The sequence below is a fragment of the Methanocalculus sp. genome, from assembly GCF_029762515.1.
In the GTDB taxonomy this organism is placed as follows: domain Archaea; phylum Halobacteriota; class Methanomicrobia; order Methanomicrobiales; family Methanocorpusculaceae; genus Methanocalculus.
The window spans coordinates 1-2,017 of record NZ_JARVGN010000399.1 but is presented as its reverse complement, the minus strand read 5'-3'; the positions used below and the strand labels follow the sequence as shown (position 1 = coordinate 2,017).

The following is a 2,017-nucleotide window of genomic DNA, read 5'->3' as shown; positions in this document are numbered from 1 at the left end:
ATATCGCTCTTCTATAGCAATTACATCGCTCCCGTCAACTACGCGATCGTCATGGTGGTGGCACTATTCGGATTGTTTGGCATTCTCGACGACATCATCGATATCGGTAGACCGGCAAAGCTGGTTCTGCTCTACTACTGTTCCTATACGCTCATTCCCTTTATTGGCATCACGACGGTGCATCTTCCCTTCATCGGCGTCGTTGATTTCGATATCATCTACCTGCAGCTTATTGTTCCCACCTATGTCCCGGTGGTTGCGAATCTGGTGAACATGCACTCGGGCTTCAACGGGCTTGCGCCGGGATTGTCGCTCATCGTGCTCGGAACCCTTGTGATAAAGAGCCTGCTTCACGGCGATATCTTAAATGTCCTCTTCATCGTCTCTCTGACCGGGGCTGTTGCGGGGTACTGGTGGTTTGAAAAATACCCGGCCCGCATTTTCTGGGGAAATATCGGGGCCTTATCGGTCGGTGCCGCCATCGGGGCGATTATTGTCATCGAAGGGTTTATCGTGAGCGGATTTATCATGCTCATCCCCCACACGGTCAATTTCCTGATGTATGTGTACTGGCGGCTTCGCCCCAACGTCTATCCGATTGCCAAATTCGGCAGAGTACGGGATGACGGCACGCTCGAGGTGCCAAACCCGCTCACGCTCAAATGGGTGCTGCCCTATTACTTCCGGCTCACCGAGCAGGAGTCGACGATTGCGATGTATGCGCTGACCGCTGTATTCTGCGCTATCGGGTTTATGGTGCCCGGATGAGGAGAGATACTGGAGATTCTGGAATAGAATGATTATACAAGGATCCTGAGGGGATATCGGTGACATTCAGTGGGGTTATGCTGGCGTCAGGTGGATTCTTTTTGCTGCTCGTTATCCTCTCGTCTGGACGATCTGCAGGTTGAGTATGGATTTCTTTGGTTTTGTAAAGAGAACAGGCTCGTATCGAGACGCATATGATTGTCTTTAACACCTTGGCAAATGATCTGGTCCGTCTGGCTGGAATACGCCATTTTTTTACAACATCGGGGATTAAAGCCCGTCCTTTCGATGGCGATCTAGGAGCGGTCGCTATCGGATACGGGGGACGGCCCGCGGATGCGCCGGTGCGGATCACGATAGCATATGAACCTGCCGGTGAAGCGCTACAGGGGGAGCTGTCCGGAGAGGGGTGGTGCCTTCCGTTCTCCGCTGCACTCGATCGTGTCCCCGAAGGCGAGGATGTGCTCGCATGGGTGTCGGCGGATGGTGAACAGCATCCCTGCATTGTGCGTGATGGGTCGACCTTTTCCATAGGGTTCGATCTTTTCGCCGAGACGGGAGCCTGGCTATGCGGAGAGCGGGATCGCCCCTTTTTCGGGCCCGACGGGGATCCTGCGGTTCCGGTTGTTGACGGGTATGAGGCGCTGCTGTTCTCCTGCATCCGGCGGGCATTCCACCTTCAGGGATTGCCATTCGCAGCGAAAGCGCATTGGCCAGAGAACCATACCTCGGCAATCTGCCTTACCCATGATGTCGATGAGCTGGCAAAGACCTACCAGTGGATCACCCGCCCCCTCCGTTGTGCCCGTCGGGGCGATGGTTCTGGGCTTCTTCGCCAGTTTCAATCGCTACTGGAGAAGATTGGAGGAAAAGATCCCTACTGGACATTTGACGTGATCTGTCAGATGGATGATGAATTACAGATACGCTCAACGTTTTTCTTTCTTGAAGAGTCGATGCCTGCGAGCCTTCTTGAGCCATCCACCTGGAACGCTATGGGTCGCTGCCGTTCACTCGACACATCAAAGGCACGGGGCCTGATAAAGGATCTTGCACGCGAGGGACACGAGATTGGGCTGCACGGTTCATACCGGTCGTATGTTGACGGGGACCTGCTTTCCCGGGAGAAGGCACATGTAGAGGCGATCGCCGGTGGGCCGGTGACCGGGATCCGGCAGCATCACCTGAACCTGCAGATCCCCGACACCTGGGAGCTGCAGGCGAAATCGGGATTGACCTATGACACTTC

General features: G+C 54.8%; 2 protein-coding genes. Both read left to right on the top strand.

Annotated features, from left to right (window positions below):
• The coding region (locus QCH34_RS11435; RefSeq protein WP_300334276.1) for a UDP-N-acetylglucosamine-1-phosphate transferase at positions 1–768 on the top strand (768 nt) is incomplete at its 5' end.
• A 212-nt stretch (positions 769–980) separates the two neighbouring features.
• Positions 981–2,017, top strand: a 1,037-nt coding sequence (locus QCH34_RS11430) for a hypothetical protein (protein WP_300334274.1), incomplete at its 3' end; no start/stop codon positions are given.